This window comes from Enterobacter sp. WCHEn090032, from assembly GCF_003986875.1.
Classification (GTDB): domain Bacteria; phylum Pseudomonadota; class Gammaproteobacteria; order Enterobacterales; family Enterobacteriaceae; genus Enterobacter; species Enterobacter sichuanensis.
The window spans coordinates 1-19,708 of the sequence record NZ_RXRN01000001.1 but is presented as its reverse complement, the minus strand read 5'-3'; the positions used below and the strand labels follow the sequence as shown (position 1 = coordinate 19,708).

Here is a 19,708-nt window from a genome sequence, read left to right as displayed (position 1 = left end):
GTAGTCGCCTTTCAATAATAAGTTTCAAATTATTAGCAATAATTTCAGTTAGTGTGATCGAGATCGGATTAATGAGCGTGATAGTGAATGAATTGGTGGGTATTTGCGCAATTTTCCGGGGATTTTATTGCGGTCAATATAGTTTCATTGTGGTTTTATAATATGCGGTAATTATCGGTATTTTCGTTCTTTATCTTGCAAAAACTTACCTGGATACCCCGTTAACCCTGTTTTTTGGCCTAAATCAACGGCATTTTCGAGGTGTGCGCAGAAATACACAGAAACATACTATTGCACTTCGTGCTATTAAAAAGGTGAGTATTTGCATGGGACTAATCACGCAGCGGTGTCAATTTGTGTCAATAACAGACAACGTGTATTTACGAAAGGGCGATAATATAAACAGAATATAAATACCTCTTCGGCTGTCCTGAAGAGTATTCTGGCGTGATGATATTAAATTTATGTTAATAATTTGCTGTCGGGCTGAAAATAACCCGACAGCAAAATCGACATTATTGTTTTGTCGCGTACCAGCAGAGTAATGACCCGGCGCAGACCATCAGCGCGCCTTGCCAGAAGGAGAATGAGAGGGGCGAACTCAGCACGGCGGCGGCAAGCGCGGCTGAAAGGACCGGGGTAAAATAGGAAATGGCGGCCAGTATCGTGACGTTCCCGTGAAGAATGCCAATATTCCAGGCGGCATAACCCAGACCAAGGGCAACCCCGCACATCACAAGTTTCACCACCACCGGAAGGGTGAATACCATATCGGGCTGTTCGCTCAGGGCATATTTCATCCACAGACTCAGTGCGGTCAGCAACACAAACAGCGTGATACCGTTTTGCCCCTGCGCAAATTTACGCGTAACGGTGCAGTAGGCCGCCCAGATAAATGCCCCGGCAAATGCCAGCGCATAGCTCAGCGGGCTGGAGATGATATTGCGGGTAATTTCATCGAGGTGTAATCCCTGTTCACCGCCTAATACCCAGCAGACTCCCAGTAATGAGATGGCTAACCCCGGGATCACCCACAGGGTGGATTTTTGTCCGTTGAACAAAATAGCGAAAACAATGGTCAGGCTTGGCCAGAGGTAATTGACCATACCGACCTCAATGGCCTGCGATCGCGTGGCGGCATAGCCCAGCGACAGCGCCAGACATATTTCGTAGCTGACAAACAGAACGCTGCCCGCAATAAGGTACCGGGACGAAAACCGTCTGATATCAGGAAATCCTACCGTCACCAGACACAGTAATCCGCTGAGGGTGTATATCATCGCCGCACCGCCTACCGGCCCCAGCCCTTCGCTCACGCTGCGAATAAGGCCGACCATGGTGCTCCATAACAGTATTGCCGCCAGCCCAATAAGCGTTGCTCTCTTTCTGTCCATGACTTCGCCATTGCTAAAAAACAAAGGGAAAATGTAGCGCATTCATCCTGACGCTGTCGCGAATTATTCTCTTAAGCCGTTAATCAAAAAGAGGTATTTAACCGTAACGGCAGTGACTATTAAGGGGGTGAAGGCAGGCGACCTTGATTTGACGCAAAAAAATCAGGGGCTTTGCTGTTAGTTTGCGCCACGAAGTCTTATCAGATAACGAGGACAACAATGGACGTCAGCCGCAGACAATTTTTCAAAATCTGCGCGGGCGGTATGGCCGGAACAACAGCCGCTATGCTGGGGTTTGCTCCCAAAATGGCACTGGCTCAGGCACGCAACTATAAGCTGCTGCGCGCAAAAGAGATCCGTAACACCTGCACATACTGCTCCGTAGGTTGTGGGCTTTTAATGTATAGCCTGGGCGATGGCGCGAAGAGCGCCAGAGAAGCGATTTACCACATTGAAGGGGACCCGGACCATCCGGTGAGCCGCGGGGCGCTGTGCCCGAAAGGGGCAGGGCTGCTGGACTACGTTCACAGCGACAACCGCCTGCGCTACCCGGAATACCGCGCGCCGGGCTCTGGCAAATGGCAGCGTATCTCCTGGGATGAGGCCTTCTCTCGTATTGCCAGATTAATGAAAGCCGACCGCGACGCCAACTTTACTGAAAAGAACGCGCAGGGCGTGACGGTCAACCGCTGGCTTTCGACCGGCATGCTGTGTGCCTCTGCGGCAAGTAATGAAACCGGCATGCTGACGCAAAAATTTGTGCGCTCTCTCGGCATGCTGGCGGTAGACAACCAGGCGCGCGTCTGACACGGACCAACGGTAGCAAGTCTTGCTCCAACATTTGGTCGCGGTGCGATGACCAACCACTGGGTTGATATTAAAAACGCAAACGTCGTGGTGGTGATGGGCGGAAACGCCGCTGAGGCTCATCCGGTGGGCTTCCGCTGGGCGATGGAAGCGAAAAACAATAACGATGCGACGCTTATCGTCGTCGATCCGCGCTTTACGCGTACGGCATCGGTGGCGGATATCTATGCGCCGATTCGCTCCGGGACGGACATTACGTTCCTCTCTGGCGTTCTGCGGTACCTGATAGAAAACAACAAAATTAACGCGGAATACGTTAAGCACTACACCAACGCGAACCTGCTGGTGCGGGATGATTTTGCCTTTGAGGACGGCCTGTTTAGCGGCTATGACGCCGAAAAACGCCAGTACGATAAGTCCTCCTGGAACTATCAGTTTGATGAAAACGGCTACGCGATGCGCGATGAAACGCTGACGCATCCGCGCTGCGTATGGAACCTGCTGAAACAGCACGTGTCACGCTACACGCCGGACGTGGTGGAGAACATCTGCGGCACGCCGAAAGCGGACTTCCTGAAAGTGTGTGATGTGCTGGCCTCCACCAGTGCTGCAGACAGAACCACCACGTTCCTGTATGCGCTGGGCTGGACGCAGCATACCGTTGGCGCGCAGAACATCCGCACCATGGCGATGATCCAGCTGTTGCTCGGCAATATGGGCATGGCGGGCGGCGGCGTGAATGCCCTGCGCGGTCACTCCAATATTCAGGGTCTGACCGACCTTGGCCTGCTCTCCACCAGCCTGCCGGGCTACCTGACGCTACCGTCTGAAAAGCAGGCGGATCTGCAAACGTACCTGGCGGCGAACACGCCAAAAGCGACGCTGCCGGACCAGGTGAACTACTGGAGCAACTATCCGAAGTTCTACGTCAGCCTGATGAAATCCTTCTACGGCGATGCGGCGCAGAAAGAGAACGACTGGGGTTTTGAGTGGTTACCGAAGTGGGACCAGGCTTACGACGTCATCAAGTATTTCAACATGATGGATAAAGGCGACGTCACGGGGTACATCTGCCAGGGCTTTAACCCGGTGGCCTCGTTCCCGGACAAAAACAAAGTGGTACGTAGCCTGAGCAAGCTGAAGTACATGGTGGTTATCGATCCGCTGGTTACAGAAACCTCCACCTTCTGGCAGAACCACGGGGAAGCGAACGATGTCGATCCGGCGTCGATTCAGACCGAAGTGTTCCGCCTGCCGTCCACCTGTTTTGCGGAGGAGGACGGCTCCATCGCTAACTCCGGCCGCTGGCTGCAGTGGCACTGGAAAGGTCAGGATGCGCCGGGGGAAGCACGTAACGACGGCGAGATCCTGGCCGGGATTTACCATCGCCTGCGCGAGATGTACCGCACCGAAGGCGGCAAAGGGGCTGAACCGCTGCTGAAGATGAGCTGGAGCTATAAACAGCCGGATCGCCCGGAGTCTGAAGAGGTCGCGAAAGAGAACAACGGCGTGGCGCTGGCGGATCTTTATGACGCCAACGGCACCCTGGTGGCGAAAAAAGGCCAGCTGTTGAACAGCTTTGCACTGCTGCGCGACGACGGGACGACGGCGTCCTCCTGCTGGATCTACGCCGGCAGCTGGACGGAGCAGGGTAACCAGATGGCCAACCGTGATAATGCCGATCCTTCCGGGCTGGGTAACACGCTGGGATGGGCCTGGGCATGGCCGCTTAACCGTCGCGTGCTGTACAACCGCGCGTCCGCAGATATCAACGGCAAGCCGTGGGATCCGAAGCGCATGCTGATCGAGTGGAACGGGGCGAAGTGGACGGGGAATGATATCCCGGACTACAACACCGCCGCGCCGGGCAGCAACACCGGGCCATTTATCATGCAGCCGGAAGGGCTGGGGCGCCTGTTTGCCCTCGACAAACTGGCGGAAGGTCCATTCCCGGAGCACTACGAGCCGATGGAAACGCCGCTGGGGACGAACCCGCTGCACCCGAACGTCATCTCAAGCCCGGTGGTGCGTATCTACGAAGACGATGTGCTGCGCTTAGGCAAAAAGGACAAATTCCCGTACGTGGGGACAACCTACCGCCTGACCGAGCATTTCCACACCTGGACCAAGCATGCGCGGCTCAACGCTATCGCACAGCCGGAACAGTTTGTGGAGATAAGCGAAACGCTGGCGAAAGCGAAAGGGATCGCCAATGGCGACCGGGTGAAGGTGAGCAGCAAGCGAGGCTTTATTCGCACGGTGGCGGTGGTGACGCGTCGTCTGCAGACGCTGAACGTGAACGGTCAAGAGGTGGAAACCGTCGGTATCCCGCTGCACTGGGGTTTTGAAGGGGTGGCGCAGAAAGGCTACATCGCCAATACCCTGACGCCGAACGTCGGCGATGCCAACTCGCAAACGCCGGAGTACAAGGCGTTTCTGGTCAACATCGAGAAAGCATAAGGAGCGAGTAAATGGCGATGGAAACACAAGACGTGATTAAACGCTCCGCGACTAACCCGATAACCCCTGCGCCTCGCGCGCGGGATTACAAGGCAGAGGTCGCCAAGCTGATCGATGTCTCCTCCTGCGTGGGCTGTAAGGCCTGCCAGGTGGCCTGTTCGGAGTGGAACGATATCCGCGACGAGGTGGGACACTGCGTTGGGGTTTATGACAACCCGGCGGATCTGAGCGCTAAGTCCTGGACGGTGATGCGCTTTAGCGAAACCGAGCAGAACGGCAGGCTGGAGTGGCTGATCCGTAAAGACGGCTGTATGCACTGTGAGGATCCGGGCTGCCTGAAGGCGTGCCCGTCCGCCGGGGCGATTATTCAGTACGCCAACGGGATCGTCGACTTCCAGCAGGACAACTGCATCGGCTGCGGCTATTGCATTGCGGGCTGTCCGTTCAATGTGCCGCGACTCAATAAAGAGGATAACCGGGTATACAAATGTACCCTGTGCGTGGATCGGGTCAGCGTCGGACAGGAGCCTGCCTGCGTGAAGACGTGTCCTACCGGTGCCATTCACTTTGGCACCAAAAAAGAGATGCTGGATGTGGCGCAGGCGCGGGTGGATAAGCTGAAAGCACGCGGCTATGAAAATGCAGGCATCTATAACCCGCAGGGCGTGGGCGGTACGCACGTGATGTATGTACTGCACCATAACGACCAGCCGGCGCTTTACCACAATCTGCCGAAGGACCCGGCTATCGATACGTCCATTAACCTGTGGAAAGGGGCGCTTAAACCGCTCTCTGCGGCGGGCTTTATCGCCACCTTTGCGGGGCTGATTTATCACTATATCGGTATCGGGCCAAACAAAGAGGTAGATGACGAGGAGGAGCATCATGAGTAAGTCGAAAATGATTGTGCGCACGAAGTTTATCGACCGCGCCTGTCACTGGACGGTTGTGATCTGCTTCTTTCTTGTGGCGGTGTCGGGGATTTCGTTCTTCTTCCCGACGCTGCAGTGGCTAACCGAAACCTTCGGTACCCCGCAGATGGGGCGCATTCTGCACCCGTTCTTCGGGGTGCTGATTTTCGTGGTGCTGATGTTTATGTTCGTGCGCTTTGTTCATCACAATATCCCGGACAAGCAGGACATTCCGTGGGTGAAAGGGATTGTTGAAGTCCTGAAGGGCAACGAGCATCACGTCGCGAGAGTGGGGAAATACAATGCCGGGCAGAAAATGATGTTCTGGACCATCATGAGCATGATTTTTGTGCTGCTGTTGACCGGGGTAATGATCTGGCGACCCTATTTCGCGCCGTATTTCCCGATTCAGGTGGTGCGCTACGCGCTGCTGATCCACGCGACGTCAGCCATCATTCTGATTCATGCCATCCTGATCCATATGTATATGGCGTTCTGGGTAAAAGGATCGATTAAAGGGATGATTGAAGGGAAGGTGAGTCGTCGCTGGGCGCAGAAACATCACCCACGCTGGTATCGTGATGTGGAGCGGCTGGAAGCGAAACAGGAAAGTACGGAAGGGTTGAAGTAAGACCTGCGCCGTCGGCTGTGCCCGGCGGCGCTGCGCTACCCTGCAGGCCTTACGTCATGTGTTAGTGAGTAAACGATCGATTGCCGCTATAACGTCATGACGTGCGTGACGTAGATTGCACACAAAATTTTCAGGATTAATTTTTTGATTATTAATATTCGTTATCATTGGCGAATAAATCAGTAGCGTTTCAAAATCGATATTAACGCCAGGAGCCAATTGGCTCTGCCATAACGGTAGTCTGTTATTTCTGGCAAGAGGTACGATTACACGTGTGGCAAGGTCATCATAGCAATCATCCTGAATAAGCATATAGTAAGGAAGCCTGTCCCGGGTTGCGGCAGACGTATTACGATAAACGTTGAATTGTTTCAGCATTAAAGCACCCTGAAAAAATCATCATCAGTAATCGTTCCATGTTTCTCAACAAACTCATTCATTGCCCGTATAAATGCACCATCTTCTTCTGATAGCTGATGTCGTCTGGTAGCGCTTTGTTCAGCATGACAACAGGGCTTACGCGATGAGATGTTCTGACCCTGTTTTGTTTTTGCGGTATGTTTCATTTTTACCTCCTTTGTTGGTGCGGCCATTATCAACCGCAGCCAACAAAAAACAATACCGTTTCCCCTGGTAATCTATATTCTGCGAGACGTCTTCCAGTTATATCAAAACCGCTCTTCCACATACCGGAACGGATATTTCGTTGGCTTCACTTTACCAATTTTACGTTTCGGTAAATCGACCTTTTCAACGTGCAGTTCTTTGTACGGGATCTGCGAAAGCAGGTGCGAAATAATATTCAGGCGCACGCGTTTTTTATCTTCTGAACGTGCCACAAACCATGGCGCCCAGGCGGTATCGGTGGCTTCAAACATGGCGTCGCGTGCGAGAGTGTACTCGTCCCACAGGTTAAAGGACTTAATGTCCATCGGCGAAAGCTTCCAGATCTTACGACCATCGTTAATCCGGTCGCGCAGGCGGCGCTCCTGCTCCTTCGGCGTCACCTCCAGCCAGTATTTCAGCAGGATAATGCCGGCATCGACCATTGCTTTTTCCATGACCGGCGCGCCGTCCAAAAATTTCTCAACCTGTTCCTCCGTGCAGAATCCCATTACCCGCTCCACGCCCGCACGGTTGTACCAGCTGCGATCGAAAATCACGATCTCGCCTGCCGAAGGCAGGTGGGGCACATAGCGCTGGAAGTAGAGCTGGCTTTTTTCTTTTTCCGTCGGGGCTGGGAGGGCAACTACGCGAAATACGCGAGGACTGACGCGCTCGGTGATGGCTTTAATGGTGCCGCCTTTACCGGCGCCGTCGCGACCTTCAAAAACGATACACACTTTTAATCCCTTGGCGACGACCCATTGCTGGAGCTTAACCAGTTCAACGTGCAGACGGCGGAGCTCTTTTTCATACTCTTTATTTTTAAGCGGTGTATTCACTTCGACATCAACAGCGACACTGGTTTTCTTTTTGCTTCCCATGATTGTCATCCTCAGGTTGTCCGGCGCGAGAAAAAGCGAGGCCGCACTATGAAGTGTAATCCACCTGAATAAATGGATTAACGTGTCAGCCAGCTGATTTGAACTGGCTCACCATACAAGATTGTTCAATAATGCCCGCTGCGAATTTTTCACACGTGGTTGTGGTATGAAAAAGACAATTTTCTCATTAGCGCTGAGCACCTTTGGCCTGGGCATGGCTGAATTTGGCATTATGGGTGTCCTGACCGAACTGGCGCAGGACACGGGTATCTCCATTCCCTCCGCCGGAAATATGATTTCGTTTTATGCCTTCGGCGTCGTCATCGGCGCGCCGATTGTGGCGCTGTTTTCCGGCAAATTCTCGTTAAAAACCACGCTGCTGTTTCTGGTGGCGATGTCCGCCGTCGGAAACACCTTGTTTACCTTTTCAACGTCATATTTCTGGCTGGCGGCGGGGCGCTTAATTTCAGGATTCCCTCACGGCGCGATTTTCGGCGTCGGGGCAATTATCCTCTCGAAAATTGCGCCACCGGGGAAGGTGACGGTCGCGGTGGCCGGGATGATTGCTGGTATGACGGTGGCCAACCTGATGGGCGTTCCGCTGGGCACCTGGCTTGGGCATCAGTTCAGCTGGCGCTATACCTTTTTCGTGATTGCCGCGTTCAATGCGCTGGTGATCCTCTCGGTGCTGCTCTGGGTGCCGGATATTCATGACAAATCAGAAATTAAATTGACCGAGCAGTTCCAGTTTCTGAAGAAGCCCGAACCCTGGCTGATTTTTGCCGCCACGATGTTTGGCAACGCTGGCGTGTTTGCCTGGTTTAGCTTCGTTAAACCGTTTATGGTCAACGTGTCGGGCATCGAAGAAGGGGCGATGACCCTCATCATGATGCTGATGGGCCTGGGTATGGTGTTGGGCAATCTGCTGAGCGGTAAGCTCTCGGGGCGTTTTAGTCCGCTGCGCATTGCGGCCACCACCGACATGGTGATTGTCGCCTCGCTGCTGCTGCTTTTCGCCTTTGGCGAACTGAAAACGGCCTCGCTGGTGATGGGCTTTATCTGCTGCGCCGGGCTGTTCGCGCTCTCTGCGCCGCTGCAAATCCTGCTGCTGCAAAATGCGAAGGGCGGGGAGATGCTGGGGGCCGCGGGCGGGCAGATGGCGTTTAATCTCGGCAGCGCGATTGGCGCATACTTTGGCGGAATGATGATTACCCTCGGCTTTAGCTGGCGCTACGTCACGCTGCCTGCGGCGTTCCTCTCGTTTTCGGCCATGAGTGCGCTGCTGATCTACGGTTATCTGCGGGCCAGAGAGGCTCAGGCTAACGCTCGCGCGCTAGCCTGAAACGGGTCAGGCAAGCCAGGGCTCGCCGAGGGTCAGCATCAGGCGGTTGGCCCAGGCGAAGAACGCCGCGGACTGCACCAGATCAAGCTGCGCTAAGGTATCCAGCCCCTCTTTTTCCAGGGCGGCAAGGTGCAGCGGCGTGGCGGCAGGCGGTGTAACCGACAGCGCCGCCGCGAAGTTAATTTCCGCCTGCCAGCGTGCAGACTGCCCCTCACTGAGGGATTGCCCGGGACGTACCGCCAGCAGTGCTTCCACCGCGCCGTCATCCTTAGACAGCTGGCTGGCTTTACGCGCATGGACAGATGCGCAGTAGATGCAGCCGTTGATTTTACTGGCGACCGTTGCAGCCAGCTCACGCTCGGCACGCGGCAATCCTCCCGGCGTATAAAAAATGCCTTTATCCGTCAGCGTGCGCTGTTCAAGCACCGGCAGGTTGCGCCCCAGCAGGCGGAAATAGTCGGAGTCCGTGTGGCCAAATTTCGCCAGGATCGCCACCTCATCGTCACGGAATTCCGCCAGCGGTTTGGCGGCTAACCATGGCTCCCAGCCCAGCTCCTGCTGGGTGAAGGCGACGGGTGCCGCCTTCCCGGTGACCGTGGTTGGCGTTGTATGCCAGATACCCGCGGCCACCGGTGCATCGCTTGTGGCAACGGGCCTGTCGTTAAGCAGACGCAGTCCGGCGATCAGTCGACTCTGGAAGCTGACAAACGCGATAAGCTGCGCCAGGGTGACAACGCCTTCCTTACTCCATCCTGCATGGGTCAGCGCCTTTAGCGCCGCCGGCGTGGCTTCAACGGGGGAGAAGGTCAGCAGGCGCGCGAAGTTCAGCGCCGGGGTCAGGCGGTCTGAAGTCGGGTCAGCCAGGCCAAACCCGGCGTAGTGCGCAGCCAGCGCCTCCGCGTTGTGCCACCTGGCCACTTTCGCCGCCACGGCGAAACGCTCGTCGAGTGCAAAATCTTCATCCTGCTGGCTAAAGAGGATTTCATAGCTGCCCTGTGCATGGCGCGCGGCGGCGTCCCGCGTGGCGCGCGCCTCTGCCAGAGGGGAACCGGGTTTAATTTCCGCCAGCTCGGCAAGAATATCCTGACTTAATGACATAGGTCTCTCCTCAAAGAATGTGGGGGGCAATATGTTCGGCAATCAGCTCAATGGAGCGTAGGGTGTCGCGGTGCGTGGGCTCGACCGAATGGACCTGGAACGAGATATCCGTGGCGCGCCTGAGAATGGAATCGGCGTGCAGTGAACGCAGTACCGTGTCGGGTGAACCGATATGGGCGTCAAACTGACGACGATAATCCGTGACGGTGTCACCTTTAACTGCGTGTCCGGCAGCGCGATGCTGCTGTGCCTGTTTCGTGAGACCCGGCGTCGCTACTTTCAGCGCATAGTCATCGCTGTCGGCGACGAACGCGGTGCGTGAGGCGAGTATACGCGGCGCGATGCCTGCCGGTAGCGCCTCAAGGTAGGCATCCACAATCGGGTTCTGGATAGCGTCGAGCGTGAGATCAGGCTGTTCTGCCGGGCGCGGCTGCGTGCGCGAGAGCATTAAGCCGTGTCCGGCCTGGGCTGCCCGCACGGCCCCCTCCACGGAGAAGGTGGCAATCCAGATGCGGTCAGCCAGCTGCGGTGCCGGTGGGTATAAGTGGTTATCCGGATGGGCGAGCGAATCCCCACGCCAGGCGCTCTGGAGCACGTGCAGGTTCTCGGCAAACGCGGCTGCGCGCGCCTCAAACGTCAGGCCGAACGGCAGGAATGAGGTGGGCGTGCCGCCTGACCCCAGCCCGACTTCAAGACGTCCATCGGCGAGTAAATCAAGCACCGCGGCATCTTCCGCCACGCGCAGCGGGTTTTCCATCGGCAGGGTAATAATGGCTGTGCCCAGACGGATGGTTTCGGTATGCGCCGCAACGTGGGCCAGGAACAGCAATGGCGACGGCAAACCGCCTTCACTTTCATGAAAGTGGTGCTGCGCAATCCACGCGCTGTCAAAGCCGTGGCGTTCAGCGTGGCGGATCTGTTCTGTGGCCAGACGATAACGCACCTTCGGTGTGGCATCGTCAAGCAGGCGGGTGAAAAACCCCAGGCGTTTTCGCGTCATGCGAACTCCTCCGTAGCGGGTGAAAAATGGGGAATGGCGTCAATCAGTTCGCGGGTATAGGCGCTCTGCGGCGCAGCGAACAAGGTTCCGACGTCACCGTGCTCGACCACCTGACCGCTGCGCAGCACCGTGACGCTGTGAGCGATCCGGCGCACGGTGGAGAGATCGTGCGTAATGAAGAGATAGGTCAACCCCAGCTGCTGCTGCAGTTGCTGCAGCAACGCCAGGATCTGCGCCTGAACGGTGACATCCAGCGCGGAGGTGGCTTCGTCCAGCACCAGAATGGTCGGCTCCAGGATCAGCGCCCGGGCGATGGCCACGCGCTGGCGCTGCCCACCTGACAGCTCACGGGCGGTGCGGGTCAGGAGGTCGACGGGCAAGGCCACTCGCTGCGCCACGGTCTCCACCCGGATTTTGCGCTCCGCTTTGCGCAGGCGGGAAAAGTTCTTCAGCGGCTCTTCGATAATCTCAAACAGGGTCTGACGCGGGTCGAGCGAGGCAAACGGGTTCTGGTAGACAAACTGGATCTTCTGGCGCAGCTGGCGACGGGCCTCGCGGCTGAGCGTGGTGGCATCAATATCGTCAATAATGACCTGCCCGCTGTCGGCCTGTTCAAAGCCCAGCAAAATACGGGCAAGGGTGGTTTTCCCGGAGCCCGATTCACCCACCAGGGCATGCGTACTGCCGCGCCTGACGTCGAACGTCACCTGATCCAGCGCCTGCAACTGATGGCCTTTGCCCAGCGAGAAACGTTTGCTGATGGCGCGGGCGCGAATGGCCGGTGAGGCGAGCGGCAGACCGGCCACCGGGGCGATGGTCAGGCGCTGGCCCTGGAGATCGCTCAGCAGCTGGCGGGTGTAGGCGTGCTGCGGCGTACGGACGATATCGGCGGTGTTTCCTTGTTCCTGAACCTCGCCATCGCGGAAAACCAGCAGCCGGTCCGCGCGCTCAGCGGCCAGTGCCAGATCGTGGGTAACAAACAGGACGGCGGTCCCCGATTCCTGGCGCAGGCGATCCAGCAGGTCAAGAATGCGTTTTTGCACGGTCACGTCCAGCGCGCTGGTGGGCTCGTCGGCAATGATGACGTCCGGGCGCAGCGCTATCGCGATGGCAATCAGCACCCGCTGTTTCATCCCGCCGGAAAGCTGATGGGGATATTGCTTCATGCGCTGTTCGGGATGGCTCAGGCCAACCTTAGTCAGCAGGGCGAGCACCTGCTCGTCGCGCTGGAGTGCCGTTACCTTTTGGTGCAGCTGAATAATTTCGCCAACCTGCGCGCCGATGGTTTTTACCGGATTGAGCGAATTTCCCGGATCCTGCGGTACCAGGCTGATGCGCGCCCCGCGGAGGGTATCAAGACGCTTAGCGGACCACTGGCTTATCTCCTCACCGTTGAGTACGATTTTTCCCGCATCACGCCGGGCGTTGTCGGCCAGCAGACCGATGATCGCCTGCGCCGTGGTCGTTTTGCCGGAGCCGGATTCACCGACAAGCGCCAGCATTTCCCCCCGACGGAGCGTGAAGCTAACGTTATGCACTACCTCCCGCCACTGGCGCGCGGTACGGTAGCTAAGGGTCAGGTTTTCTACCGAGAGTACGGTCATTTCGGGCCTCCGCTGAACTGCTGGCTGATTCGGTTGGTCGCCAGCACCACGGCGATGACAACCACACCGGGGAAGGTGGTTAACCACCAGGCGGTAGAGAGATAGTTACGGCCTTCGGCAATCAATAAGCCCCATTCCGGCACGGGCGGCGGGGTGCCGTAGCCGAGAAAGCTCAGCGTGGAGAGTGCCAGGATGGCCTGACCAAACTGCAGCGTGGCAAAGGCGAGGACGGCGGTTAAGGCGTTAGGCAGGATATGTCGCCACAGCACCGCCAGGAACGTCCCGCCGCTGCCAAACGCCGCCTCGACATAATCCGTATGGCGGATGCGCACCACTTCACCGCGCGCGAGGCGGGCGAAGCTGGCAATGGAAGCCACGCCCACGGCAATTGCGGCATTAACGGTGCCAAACCCGAGCAGAATGATCACCGTCAGCGAGAGCAGCAGGGACGGGATGGAGAGCAGCACGTCGACAAAACGCATCAGGAAAGACTCAACGCGTCCGGCGAACGCCCCGGCAACCACCCCTAAACCGGTGCCCACCAACAGACCCATCGTGACGGCGGCCAGCGCCGCGCTCAGGGAGTGGGACGCACCATATACAATACGGGTGTAAACATCGCGGCCAAGCTGATCGGTGCCGAGCCAGTGGCCGGCTTGCGGGGCCAGACGCTGTGCGCCCGCGATGCCCTCAATCGGGCTGTAGTGGGTTAACAGGCCCGGCGCCGCGGCGGCGAAAATCGCAATCACAATGACCGCCCATGCCAGCCACAGTCCGGGCTGCCACGCGACGCCCTGCCAGCTGGGGACGCGTTTACGCGCGGCGGCAGCGTAATCGACCAGACTCATGAAGCACCTCCGGATAGGGGTTGCAGCCGGGGATCCAGCAGCGGCATCAGCAGATCCACCAGCAGATTGATCAGGACAAAACCGAGCGCGGAAATCATCACCACCGCCTGAAGCACGGCGATGTCCTGGTTATTGACCGCCTGCTGGGTCAGTTGCCCCAGCCCGCTGCGGCCAAAAACGGTTTCGGTGATCAGCGCTCCGGCAATCAGCTCGCCCAGCAGCAGCCCGGCAATATTCAGCACCGGCAGCAGGGCGTTGCCGGTCACGTGACGCCACAGGACGGCGGTTTCACTCAGCCCTTTGGCCCGGGCAACGGCGACAAACGGCTGGGTCGCCACCTGGTCCAGGCTGCGCATCAGGATTTGTGCCAGCGGGGCGGAGATGGGGATGGCGACGGTGACGATGGGCAGGATCAGCCCCTGTAACGGCGTCGGGTTAATCACCGGGATCAGCCGCAGCTGAAAAGAAAAAAGCTGGATCAGGGCAATCCCCAGCCAGAACGTCGGTAAGGAGATAAACAGGACCGGCAGAGACTGGAAGGTATTGCTCAACCAGCGCAGGCCCGGTAGCCGCGACGCAAAGGCCAGTGCGAAGGCCAGTACAACCGCGAGTAAAAAGGCGGGCAGGGCGAGGCTCAGGGTATCCGGCAGATTGCTGGCAATCAGCTCACTGACCGGCACGCCTGCCTGTAACGAGTAGCCGAAATCGCCGCGCAGCATCGCCAGCAGCGTATGGCCATACTGCTGCCACAGCGGACTGTCCGCGCCATAGGCCACGCGCATCTCCTCGATTTGCGCCGGGCTTAAGCCCAGGTCCGGGTTCTGAAATTTAATCAGCACCGCGTCGCCCGGCAGAACCTGGAGCAACACGAACGAGAGGGTAAAGGCGGCCCACAGCACCAGCAGCCCATGCCCGAAACGTTGAAGAAGTGCGTGGCGCATCGTCAGCTCCTCAGTGTTTCTCAATCCACGCGCCGTAGAACGACGGGCGGCCTACCGCTTCGAAATTCACGCCTTTCAGCCACGGGGCGCCGGCAAAGACCTGCGGCTCCTCGAAGATCGGGATGACGTAGGCGTTATCCAGCAGATAGCGCTGGGCGTCGCCCGTCAGCTGCAGGCGTTTTTGCGGATCGACTTCCGCAGAGATGTTTACCAGCAGCGCATTCAGCTTGTCGTCGCGGAAGTTTTTAACCTTGTCGCTGGACCCGCCTTTTTGCAGCAGCGCGTCGCGGTTAGCGGGGTAGAACATACTCTTCACCACATCCGGATCGGCGCGGCCGACTTCGGAGACGGTTAACGGGGTTTTCAGCGGGTCAAGGTTATCCAGCGTGCGGCTGCCTGCGTCACCGGCTTTGACGCTCAGGGCCACGCCCACCTGCCGCCACTGCTGGGCAACCAGCTGCAGCACCTCTTTGTTTTGCGGCTGCGGCAATGATTCATAGACCGTCAGCGCCAGCCGCTGGCCGTCTTTCGCGCGAATGCCGTCGCTGCCTGCTTTCCAGCCTGCCTCATCGAGCAGCTGGTTGGCTTTTGCCGGGTCAAAGGTCAGTTTGTCGCTGAGATCGACAAAGCCTGCGGCAGAACCGGCAATCACGGACTTCGCCTGCGGATAGTTAGCCGAGAAGAGGGTTTCGACCACCTGTTTCGCATTGGTGGCGTGCAGCAGCGCCTGGCGAACGCGAACGTCGGAAACCAGCGGGTTGTCCGGGCGGAAGCTGATGCTGTCGTTCACCCCACGCGTCGGGGCGGCATAGATTTTATAGCCCTGATCGGTGGCCTGCTTTTCGTCATACGCCTGTACCTGACGAATAAAATCCGCCTGACCGGCCAGCAGAGCGCCGATGCGCACGCTGTCTTCCTGGGTGACGATAAACTTGATGCCGTCCAGATTGGCCGGACCCTGCTGCGGCAGATTTTTTGGCCCCCACTGGTAATCTTTGCGGGCTTCAAGCGTCACTTCGCGCCCCAGCTTTTCGTCTTTCACCACAAACGGGCCGGAGCCAATGATGTGGCGCGCATCCCCCAGCTCTTCAAAGTTGCGTTTCAGGGTGCTGAGCGAGACCAGACCCGAGCCAATGGTGGCAGTCCCCTGCAGGAACCCCGGCGACGGTTTTTTGAAGTAGAACTTGACGGTCAGCGGGTCGACCACCTCGCTGCGATCGTAGTTATTGATCACTTCGGACACCGGCAGACGCTGCGCTTTGTTACCTAAGCCGTAGGTATCAAAGTTTTTCGCTACGGCGTTTGCGTCCAGCGGCGTGCCGTCGGAGAAGGTGATACCAGGGCGAAGTTTAAAGGTGTATTCGGTTTTATCGGCGTTGGTGGTCCAGCTTTCGGCCACCCAGGGCTCAACCTGTAACGTTTTCGGGTTCTGCCAGGTCAGTTTGTCGGTGATCTGGTTCAGAATGCCGCCGTTGGGGTAAAAGCCGCCCGCAGGCGGATAGAGGTTGGTGTGGGCCTGTTGCTCCAGATAAATCAGCGTGCCGCCTTTGACGGGCGCATCAGCGGCCCAGGCTGCGGTGGTCGTCAGAATTAACGCCGTCAGCAGCGGCAGACGAAATGGGGTTTGCATGGTGAATTCCTTTGTTATCTTCTTGTTAGCGTCGGATTCATCATCGGGCGCGGGGGAAAACAAGGGAACAAAGGAATTAAGATAAGGATTGCCGGAAAATGGCTATAAAAAAACCGCCCCGGAGAGGAGCGGTGATGAAAGGTGGACGATTATGAACGTAAGTCGATCACCATACGGCCACGGATCTGGCCCTGTTCCATCTCTTTGAAGATGGCGTTGATGTCCTCGATCGGACGCATCGTGACCTTAGGCACCACTTTGCCTTCCGCGGCGAACTGGAACGCCTCCTGCAGATCCTGACGGGTGCCGACCAGGGAACCGACCACCTGAATGCCGTCCAGCACCAGACGCGGAATATCGAGGCTCATGGCTTCCGGTGGCAGACCCACCGCCACCACGCGGCCACCGGCGCGCACGGCATCCACTGCCGAGTTAAACGCCGCTTTTGCCACGGCCGTCACCACGGCTGCATGCGCGCCGCCGGTTTTTTCCTGCACAATTTTCGCGGCATCTTCGCTGCGGGAGTTGATGGTTAAATCCGCGCCCATGCTGGCCGCCAGCTTCAACTGTTCGTCGTTAACGTCAAGGGCGATGACTTTGGCATTAAAGACGTTTTTGGCGTACTGCAGCGCGAGGTTACCCAGCCCGCCCAGACCGTAAATGGCAATCCACTGGCCCGGTTTAATACCCGATACCTTCACGGCTTTGTAGGTGGTGACGCCAGCGCAGGTAATGCTGCTGGCCGCCGCCGAATCCAGACCGTCCGGCACTTTTACCGCGTAATCCGCGGTGACGATGCACTCTTCCGCCATGCCGCCATCCACGGAGTAACCGGCGTTTTTCACATCGCGGCACAGGGTTTCGTTGCCGGTATTACAGTATTCGCAGTGGCCACAGCCTTCAAAAAACCATGCCACGCTCGCGCGATCGCCGACTTTCAGCGATTTCACGCCAGGGCCGACCTCTTTGACGATCCCAATCCCTTCATGGCCCAGGATCACGCCGGTTTTATCGCCGAAATCGCCGTTCTTCACGTGAAGATCGGTATGGCATACGCCACAGCACTCCATCTTCAGCAGGGCTTCTCCGTGCTTCAGCGGGCGTAAGGTTTTTTCGGTGACATTGACCTGATGATCCTGAGTGACAACAGCAGCCTTCATGTGTATCTCCTTGTTCATGATAAGAATCTGCATAGCAGGTGTAATACCCCTTAAGGATTAATACATTAGCCTGGTAATGCAAGGCTGCGGCAACATAATGTCATCATTTAATCCGATTTCAGATTAAGAATACGGCGTTCCTCTAATAATTAAGGGGGAAAATGCTGGCCCGGCGAGGCGCTCGCCGGGCGCAGATTTACAGCTGTGCTTCTATCTCCTCTATCTCTTTACGCCATTGCGCCTGAAGCTGCGGTTTTTGATGTTTCGGTTTGCGCGCCAGATCGTCTGCCAGCAGCGTTTCCAGCGCGACCAGTCGTTCAAGCAGATCGTCATACGGCGAGGGTTGAACCGTCGCGGCGGCAGCGGGCGCAGTGGCCATTACCAGCCCCGCGCTTTCACGCAGCCGCGCAAACACCGCTTCCGCGTCGTGCCATTCGCTCAGCGTACCGTCCTCTATCAGCCAGAAGCGGTTGCAGCTTTGGCTAATTAACTGACGATCGTGGCTGACCAGCAGCACGCCACCTTCAAACTGCTGCAGCGTTTCTGCCAGCGCCTCTTTGCCTTCCATGTCCAGATGGTTGGTTGGCTCATCGAGCATCAGCAGGCTATAGCGGGCGAGCGTCAGGCCCACAAACAGCAGGCGTGAACGCTCGCCGCCGCTGAGCGTGCTGACTTTCTGCCCGTGACGGGACCACGGGAATCCGGCGCTGATAAGCGCCATCTTCCGGTTTTGCGGGTCGGGCGCGAAAGGCTCCAGCGCATCAAGCAGCGTGGCGTCATCCGGGAGCTGGTTCAGCGTCTGATCGTAATAGCCCGGCGAGACGCGCGGATGGATTTTCAGCCCGCAGTCCGCCGGTTCATCGGTAAAATGTCGCCAGATAAGCTTCATTAACGACGATTTACCGCAGCCGTTACGCCCGACAATCGCCACGCGATCGCCGCTTTTCAGCCGTGCCGTTTCGATGTTAAACAGCGGCGGTAGCCCTGGCGCAGGCGGGACGCTGAGGTTTTCCATCTCCAGCAGACGGTCTGCCCGCAGCGCGTCACCGCGCAGGCTTAACGTCCACGGGCTACCCGCCGTGAGCGAGGTCTGGCTCTCTTTCAGGCGTTCGACCTGTTTTTCCATCTGTTTAGCTTTGCGGGCCAGGTCTTCGTTGTCGTACACCTTGCCCCAGGTCGCCAGCCGCTTCGCGCTGGCGGTCACGCGGTCGATCTCCTTTTGCTCCGCCTTGTGGCGTTGCGCGTCGCTTTCATCCCTGGCTTCCAGCGCCTTGCGTGCCGCCGTGCAGGGAAGGGCAAAGTAGTGCAGCGTTTTATCGCGCAGGATCCAGCTGCCGTTGGTGACGGCATCCAGCAGCTGTCTGTCATGCGAGACCAGCACGAAACTGCCTGACCAGTGCTGTAAAAAATGCTCCAGCCAGAGCATGGTTGGCAGGTCCAGGTGGTTGCTGGGTTCATCAAGCAGGAGCAGATCTGGCTCGTGGATCAGCGCCCGCGCCAGCAGCAGGCGGGTGTGCTGACCGCCGCTGAGCGTGGCGGCGTGCAGCGCCATATCCTGCGGCGTAAAGCCCATGCCCGCCAGCAGCGTTTCAGCTTTCCAGCGCAGGCTGTCGCGTTCCGCAGAGGGCAAGCGGGCCAGAACGGCATCCAGCATGGTCAGCGGATGAATCGCCTCCGGCAGATGTTGTTCCACGCGCGCCATCAGGCAGTGCCCGGCCAGCGCTACCGTCCCCGCAGCAGGAGAGTCAGTGCCGTCCAGCACCTTCAGCAGCGTACTTTTGCCACAGCCGTTGTCGCCCAGCAGACCAATGCGGTCGCCTTTTTTCAGCGTAAAGGAGAGAGAGTCGAAGAGCGTGCCAAACGCCGTATCAACGCGTAAAGATTGTGCAGTGAGTAAAGTGCTCATTGTTGCTTACCCAGGAGTTACAGGCATGTTTATGCCTCGTCAAACATCGCTGACGATAACTCAGTAAGCCCGAGAGAAGGGATTTCAGGGGTTGGTGTCTTCGCTCAAGCAGAAGTTATCGCAGCACGATACCGATAACGCTTGAGCAGGTGCGATCACCAAATGTATGTGAAACATTGAAAATTTCACAGTACAGCATAATTGGCCTCCTTATATATTCAGTGGGTTAATGGATGAAAGGAGTGTAGCGGGGGAAAAGGGGTTTGGCTAGTGGGGCGTGAATGTGTGATTCATATTGAGGGTTCGGAACCATTCCCTCTCCCGAAGGGCTGAGGAATCCCCAGTAATTTTTTACCTGAAGCGATGAACGTTGCTTCAGCAAAATTAATGACTTACAGCGATGCCCTGGTCCGGCTGTAAATCGCCGAAGCGTTTCCGTAAGGCCAGGGCGGTGGCGATTGAGCCGCCCTGGCACGTTCACTGGTCATG

The 19,708-nt window shown here is 57.5% G+C and carries 16 protein-coding genes; 4 read left to right on the top strand and 12 right to left on the bottom strand.

The window, feature by feature from the left end:
- Positions 1-515: 515 nt before the first annotated feature.
- Positions 516-1,394 carry an aromatic amino acid DMT transporter YddG gene (gene yddG, locus EKN83_RS00080; RefSeq protein ID WP_045286744.1) on the bottom strand — a complete coding sequence of 293 codons (879 nt, stop codon included), beginning with the start codon at positions 1,392-1,394 and terminating at the stop codon, positions 516-518.
- Between the two features lie 219 nt (positions 1,395-1,613).
- On the opposite strand from yddG, the gene fdnG reads away from it, so the two are divergent.
- The 3 genes from fdnG to fdnI are packed head-to-tail and all read left to right on the top strand — an operon-like array spanning position 1,614 to position 6,203.
- Positions 1,614-4,661: a formate dehydrogenase-N subunit alpha gene (fdnG, locus tag EKN83_RS00075; RefSeq protein ID WP_126800072.1), complete on the top strand. Its 3,048-nt coding sequence runs from the start codon at positions 1,614-1,616 to the stop codon at positions 4,659-4,661.
- A gap of 11 nt (positions 4,662-4,672) precedes the next feature.
- A complete protein-coding gene (gene fdxH / locus EKN83_RS00070) occupies positions 4,673-5,554 on the top strand; it encodes a formate dehydrogenase subunit beta (protein ID WP_025758872.1) in 882 nt (293 codons plus the stop codon).
- Entirely contained in the window at positions 5,547-6,203 is a 657-nt protein-coding gene (gene fdnI, locus EKN83_RS00065; protein ID WP_126800071.1) for a formate dehydrogenase-N subunit gamma, read from the top strand. The genes fdxH and fdnI overlap by 8 nt, the downstream gene beginning before the upstream one ends.
- Before the next feature lie 54 nt (positions 6,204-6,257).
- Here fdnI and EKN83_RS00060 read toward each other — a convergent pair whose 3' ends face one another.
- From EKN83_RS00060 to ppk2, 3 genes are all read right to left on the bottom strand, one after another.
- Positions 6,258-6,581 carry a CcdB family protein gene (locus EKN83_RS00060; RefSeq protein WP_045286740.1) on the bottom strand — a complete coding sequence of 108 codons (324 nt, stop codon included), beginning with the start codon at positions 6,579-6,581 and terminating at the stop codon, positions 6,258-6,260.
- On the bottom strand, positions 6,581-6,769 hold the full coding sequence (locus EKN83_RS00055) for a hypothetical protein (protein ID WP_126800070.1): 189 nt from the start codon (positions 6,767-6,769) through the stop codon (positions 6,581-6,583). The genes EKN83_RS00060 and EKN83_RS00055 overlap by 1 nt, the downstream gene beginning before the upstream one ends.
- A gap of 102 nt (positions 6,770-6,871) precedes the next feature.
- Positions 6,872-7,690 carry a polyphosphate kinase 2 gene (gene ppk2, locus EKN83_RS00050; protein ID WP_025758869.1) on the bottom strand — a complete coding sequence of 273 codons (819 nt, stop codon included), beginning with the start codon at positions 7,688-7,690 and terminating at the stop codon, positions 6,872-6,874.
- Between the two features lie 166 nt (positions 7,691-7,856).
- Between ppk2 and araJ the strand changes: the two genes are divergently transcribed.
- The gene (araJ, locus tag EKN83_RS00045) at positions 7,857-9,032 is read left to right on the top strand and encodes an MFS transporter AraJ (protein WP_126800069.1); all 1,176 of its coding nucleotides are present in this window, start codon (positions 7,857-7,859) and stop codon (positions 9,030-9,032) included.
- Positions 9,033-9,038: 6 nt separating this feature from the next.
- Here araJ and EKN83_RS00040 read toward each other — a convergent pair whose 3' ends face one another.
- From EKN83_RS00040 to EKN83_RS00005, 8 genes are all read right to left on the bottom strand, one after another.
- Entirely contained in the window at positions 9,039-10,130 is a 1,092-nt protein-coding gene (locus tag EKN83_RS00040) for an alkylhydroperoxidase domain protein (protein WP_126800068.1), read from the bottom strand.
- Between the two features lie 10 nt (positions 10,131-10,140).
- Complete coding sequence (locus EKN83_RS00035) at positions 10,141-11,130, bottom strand: putative FMN-dependent luciferase-like monooxygenase (RefSeq protein ID WP_126800067.1); 990 nt, start codon at positions 11,128-11,130, stop codon at positions 10,141-10,143.
- Complete coding sequence (locus EKN83_RS00030; RefSeq protein ID WP_126800066.1) at positions 11,127-12,734, bottom strand: dipeptide ABC transporter ATP-binding protein; 1,608 nt, start codon at positions 12,732-12,734, stop codon at positions 11,127-11,129. The genes EKN83_RS00035 and EKN83_RS00030 overlap by 4 nt, the downstream gene beginning before the upstream one ends.
- Complete coding sequence (locus EKN83_RS00025) at positions 12,731-13,582, bottom strand: ABC transporter permease (protein WP_126800065.1); 852 nt, start codon at positions 13,580-13,582, stop codon at positions 12,731-12,733. Before EKN83_RS00025 ends, EKN83_RS00030 begins: the two co-directional genes overlap by 4 nt.
- Positions 13,579-14,523 (bottom strand): ABC transporter permease, encoded by a 945-nt coding sequence (locus tag EKN83_RS00020; protein WP_088244206.1) that lies wholly within the window; start codon positions 14,521-14,523, stop codon positions 13,579-13,581. Before EKN83_RS00020 ends, EKN83_RS00025 begins: the two co-directional genes overlap by 4 nt.
- A gap of 10 nt (positions 14,524-14,533) precedes the next feature.
- A complete protein-coding gene (locus EKN83_RS00015; RefSeq protein WP_045286731.1) occupies positions 14,534-16,153 on the bottom strand; it encodes a TIGR04028 family ABC transporter substrate-binding protein in 1,620 nt (539 codons plus the stop codon).
- Positions 16,154-16,302: 149 nt separating this feature from the next.
- Entirely contained in the window at positions 16,303-17,313 is a 1,011-nt protein-coding gene (gene adhP, locus EKN83_RS00010) for an alcohol dehydrogenase AdhP (protein WP_032647362.1), read from the bottom strand.
- 196 nt (positions 17,314-17,509) lie between these two features.
- The gene (locus EKN83_RS00005; RefSeq protein ID WP_126800064.1) at positions 17,510-19,219 is read right to left on the bottom strand and encodes an ABC-F family ATP-binding cassette domain-containing protein; all 1,710 of its coding nucleotides are present in this window, start codon (positions 19,217-19,219) and stop codon (positions 17,510-17,512) included.
- Positions 19,220-19,708: the final 489 nt, after the last annotated feature.